This is a genomic window from Helicobacter apodemus (assembly GCF_000765745.2).
GTDB lineage: Bacteria > Campylobacterota > Campylobacteria > Campylobacterales > Helicobacteraceae > Helicobacter_D > Helicobacter_D apodemus.
The window spans coordinates 1-4,240 of record NZ_JRPC02000045.1; the positions used below are offsets into that span (position 1 = coordinate 1).

Annotated in this window: 7 protein-coding genes; 5 read left to right on the forward strand and 2 right to left on the reverse strand. The window is 31.0% G+C overall.

Annotated elements, in window-relative coordinates; all coding sequences use genetic code 11:
* The first annotated feature begins 257 nt into the window (after positions 1–257).
* From LS72_RS09990 to LS72_RS10005, 5 genes are read left to right on the forward strand one after another with little or no spacing between them, the layout of a single operon-like run.
* Positions 258–752, forward strand: coding sequence for a hypothetical protein (locus LS72_RS09990; RefSeq protein ID WP_034555297.1), 495 nt, complete (start codon positions 258–260; stop codon positions 750–752).
* Positions 749–1,093: a hypothetical protein gene (locus LS72_RS09995; protein WP_034555298.1), complete on the forward strand. Its 345-nt coding sequence runs from the start codon at positions 749–751 to the stop codon at positions 1,091–1,093. Before LS72_RS09990 ends, LS72_RS09995 begins: the two co-directional genes overlap by 4 nt.
* Before the next feature lies 1 nt (position 1,094).
* The gene (locus LS72_RS10000; RefSeq protein WP_034555299.1) at positions 1,095–1,928 is read left to right on the forward strand and encodes an AAA family ATPase; all 834 of its coding nucleotides are present in this window, start codon (positions 1,095–1,097) and stop codon (positions 1,926–1,928) included.
* Positions 1,925–2,047, forward strand: a complete 123-nt coding sequence (locus tag LS72_RS11615; RefSeq protein ID WP_269149292.1) for a hypothetical protein — start codon at positions 1,925–1,927, stop codon at positions 2,045–2,047. Before LS72_RS10000 ends, LS72_RS11615 begins: the two co-directional genes overlap by 4 nt.
* Entirely contained in the window at positions 2,044–2,628 is a 585-nt protein-coding gene (locus tag LS72_RS10005) for a hypothetical protein (protein WP_138155318.1), read from the forward strand. Before LS72_RS11615 ends, LS72_RS10005 begins: the two co-directional genes overlap by 4 nt.
* Positions 2,629–2,765: 137 nt before the next feature.
* Here the strand turns inward: LS72_RS10005 and LS72_RS10010 are convergent, their stop codons facing one another.
* Entirely contained in the window at positions 2,766–2,969 is a 204-nt protein-coding gene (locus LS72_RS10010) for a hypothetical protein (RefSeq protein ID WP_138155319.1), read from the reverse strand.
* Positions 2,970–3,043: 74 nt separating this feature from the next.
* On the reverse strand, positions 3,044–4,240 hold a 1,197-nt coding region (locus LS72_RS10980), incomplete at its 5' end, for a hypothetical protein (RefSeq protein ID WP_194145607.1).

Here is a 4,240-nt window from a genome sequence, read left to right on the forward strand (position 1 = left end):
GAGCATTTTTTCTTGGGATTAATGTAATGATAAATCCTAATATAACAAATCATTTGCAGAAAATGTTGTGAGAGAGTTAGAGTATGCCCTGATTATTGAGTAAGAGGTTGTGATAGCAGTAATTTTTATAAAAAGGTTGAGTTTGATACACAAAAAGAGGCTCTTGTCTATTGAGCCAATGAATTTAGTGTTATTAACCAATTCCCAAAAAGAATTATTAGATGAAGTTTTATCAAATGAGATAAAAAGGATAGACAATGGAAGATTCTAAACAAATCAAAGCCTTGTTATTTTCTTACTTCCGCTTTAAAAGGCAGTTTTTAGGTGTTGTAAGTGAAATACAATTACTAAAAGACATTGATGATATTGATGATTTTATTGCCTTTAAAGAAAATGAAATTATCGGCGTTGAGATAAAGGTGAGTAGAAGTGATTTTTTAGCAGATTTTAAAAATAAGAGAAAGCATAAAAAACACTTAACACCAAATTCTTTGTATCCCTTAAACAAATTTTACTTTTGTGTTCCGCAACAGCTAAGTGATTTTGCAGAGGATTTTTTAAGTAAGCATTATCCTTTTTATGGACTTTTGGTAGTAAGAGCAAATGAAATTTTCGTTAAAAGAAGTGCAAAAAGGTTAAGGGATAAGCAGGATATTTTTTCTAATATCTCTTTAAGAGATAAGTTAATTCTGCGTATGAGTAGCGAACTATCTAATTTAAGAAGTGAAATATTAGATAAGGAGAACAAATGAAAATTAAAGCAAGGAATGAAAAACAACAAGTTTTTACAGAAAAAGAGGTAAAGGATATTATTTTTACCAGATTAAATAGTCCGGATTCCCATTTTATAGAATATTTTGACATTGGTATATTATGGTTTTCTGCTTGTTTTAAGGGTGAGGGAAGATATATTGAGGTTGTAATAAAACATAGAAGGGATAGCATTATGGATAAAGTGTTTTTAATACCAACGGAGGAAACCAGTGAAGATGAAAGTGATGATGAAGTAGAATCTTTTGGGTCTTTGTTAGATGAAATTAATAGACTCCACGAGATTGTAGAAAAAACTAAAGCTAGATTGGAGGGATATTAAAATGAAAATTAAACTTGAAAAGACAGATTTAGAGTTTGGGGATTTAACACTAATTTGTGGAGAGAACAATGCAGAGAGAATATACATTCGGGGTAGCTTTTCCGATACATTTTCTCTAGGCTTTGAACGAGCTTCAGAAATACATAGTATTGAAGTAAATACTTTTAAAAAGATTGCTAAGAATAAAAGCTTTATTGCAAAAGGAGAACAAGAAAATCCACTATATAAAGAGATTATATCGCTGTTTAGACAAATCTTAGGTGGAAAATTTATTGTTACAGATGATATAGAGTTTTTACCTCGATTGAGTAAGGAAACTATTCCTTTAAAAGAGATTTCTCATTTTGTGTGTTCTTTATGTCTGCTTGATTACTATATCTTTAATATGGTAAAAATTGGTGAGACACTAATTATTGATGAGCCTGAGCTACATTTGCACCCTAAAAATCAGATTCTTATGGCAAGGTTACTTGTTTTGCTTGTGAATGCTAGTGTTAAAGTAATTATTACTACCCATAGTGATTATATCGTGCGGGAATTAAGTAATTGCATTATGTTAGATAATCTAAGTGAAGCACAGATACAGAGCCTTAAAAAACAAGGATATAGCAAGGAGTATGCTTTACCATCTAAAAGAGTAAAAGCATACTTGGTAGAGAATATTAAGGGTAAAAATACTTTAAGGGAAGTAAAAATCACGCAAGAACAGGGTATTTTTATGGAAACTTTTGATGAACCTATTGATTCTCAAAATGAAAATCAAGGATTGATTTTTGAGGAAGCTATGAGAAGCAATATCCATAAAAATCCAAAGTTATTAGGAGACACAAAATGAAATCAAGCACAGACTTAAAAGTATATGTAGAAGTAGATACAAAAGAGAAATATTCTTATCGTGTTATGTGCTATGCAAATGGTAAAATCCCAAACACACAAATCAAAGGACATAAATGAAGCAAACAATTAACAATATCATACATAAATTTAACAATATCAACTTTGCAGCTTTGGAGAACTCAAAGATTGCTATCTTTTTCTACTTAGTTTTATTTGTAGTGATGTGGGTTGGATTCTATTATGAAAGTATGATTAGTTTTTATATTACACTTTTAGGAATGATAACTATTTATCTTTTAAAAGCACTGCAAAAAAGAGATTTTCTTTTAGTTTTTGGTTTAGTGCTTCTAATACTCTTTTTGGGTTCTATGGTAAATCCTGTTTTTTTAAATTTGTTTTTTATCTTTCTTGGAAGCCTATTCTATTTTGTTGCTTTATTTTATATTTTCAAATCCTTAAAAATTCAAAGCCTCAAAATACAATTAATTGCCTATAACATAGCTTTTTTGTTTAATTGCATAGCTTTGTTGCCTGTTGAAGTGTGGGAGAGTTTAAATATTTCTTATTTCTTTTATCGCAAACTATTACAGGTGTATATAACTATCCTTATTGCGAATATAATCTTAATAGCCTCTATTGGTTTGACAATGTCAGCTAAACAAATATTCAAAAATTCACAAATATTCAAAAGGAAATAATTTACAAGATTTAGCTTAATTGGAAAGGATTGTAGTGAGTTTAGATTAATTTGTCAAACCTTACTACAAAAAGCGGAGGCAATTCATCTCTTGTTTAAAGAAGTAAGGGTTTTCTTGCCTGAGGTTAATAAAGAGACTTATCGTGCTAGATATGTCCCTATAAAGACTTCTTTAGCTGTTCCTGTGAGTGGTTTAGCTTTTCTAAGGCGTTCTTTAAATTCTTTCAACTCTTTTTCGTCTTTTCTGTTCCCAGCAACTACCCATACAATTAACCAAACAATTAATGCCAATGGAATTAATATCAACAATATAGCAATCAACCAAAGCATTAGTGTTTCCATAATCCAATCCTTATTTCAAATTTCACATATTATACTACTTTTTATCGGAATAATCAAATTCTCTAATTCGCTGATTATTTACCATCTAATTTTCCTTTTATTCTCGTGTCACTACCTTGAATAGAATCTTTAAATGAACCTATAAGATCTTCTGCAGTCTTGTCTTTTGGCAACATTCCAGTATCTTGTAGAAATTTATTTAACAATCCAATATTCGCTGGACCTGTTTCTCTTGCACCACTTTGAATGGTTTTTGCAACTCTATTTTTTGAATCAAAAAAGTCCTGCCATTCTTTGCTAATTTCTTGTGCAGATTTCTGATTAAAAGAATTAGTGGATTGGTTTTCAAATCTTTCAACTTCAGCTTTACTTTGAGCGTGGTGATTGGCTACATTTACACTCCCAGCCCCAACATTATATACGCTATTTGGTGTTGTGTTAATATTATTTTGCAAACTATTAAAAGATTGTGATTCTTGTATCATTTGAGAAAATGCTTTTGAGCCATACTTTTGGTGTAACTCCATCTCTCCTGAAATATTTAACCTTAATCCATCCTCCATCGCTAATTGTTCTGCTCTTTGTCTGATAGCACCGCTTAAATCATTGTTGTTGATAGAATTAGATACTTGTAAGGCATCGCTATATGCTTTACCAGCTTCTGCCGCTTTGACTAAAGAAGCACTAGTTCCACTGCTTTGTCCATTTGTGAAACTTGATGAAACCTTGTCTGAACTTAATGCTTTTTCTGCTAATTGTCTATTTAAGGCATTCTCCAATGCTTTTGTTTTATTGTCTCCTAGTTTTTCTGTCAAGGTATCTGTAGTGTTAGAATCAAATTTTACTCCTCCTGATGCACTAAAAGTTCCACCAATATTAAAAATAGATTTAACTATACTAGGCGTTACAGCCTCCACTTTTCCATTAGCACCAACACTAAATCCAATTTTGTCCGCATCTTGTTTTGACCATTCTCCACTTTCTATTAAGCTATTTACTGCTGCTATTTTTGTATTATCAGTAATCGTTTTTTCATTGATAGTCCCTGCTTCTATTCCTTTGTTAATAACTGAACTCATTTCCTCTTTTGTTAATTCTCCAATAGCACCTGTTAATTTATCACTTGCACTTTTAACTTGTTGTGTTGTATGGGATGAAATGGAACTCATTGAAATCTGCCCACTTTGTGCATTGGTATAATGAATATTTCCACTTTCATCTTCATTTAATTCAAAGCTTCCACCATATCCAACATTAATTTTTGAGTTTAT

Bases quoted from the DNA above. Each gene is read 5' to 3' on its own strand.
- LS72_RS09990 (WP_034555297.1), top strand. From the start codon at position 258: ATGGAAGATTCTAAACAAATCAAAGCCTTGTTATTTTCTTACTTCCGC.
- LS72_RS09995 (WP_034555298.1), top strand. From the start codon at position 749: ATGAAAATTAAAGCAAGGAATGAAAAACAACAAGTTTTTACAGAAAAA.
- LS72_RS10000 (WP_034555299.1), top strand. From the start codon at position 1,095: ATGAAAATTAAACTTGAAAAGACAGATTTAGAGTTTGGGGATTTAACA.
- LS72_RS11615 (WP_269149292.1), top strand. From the start codon at position 1,925: ATGAAATCAAGCACAGACTTAAAAGTATATGTAGAAGTAGATACAAAA.
- LS72_RS10005 (WP_138155318.1), top strand. From the start codon at position 2,044: ATGAAGCAAACAATTAACAATATCATACATAAATTTAACAATATCAAC.
- LS72_RS10010 (WP_138155319.1), bottom strand. From the start codon at position 2,969: ATGGAAACACTAATGCTTTGGTTGATTGCTATATTGTTGATATTAATT.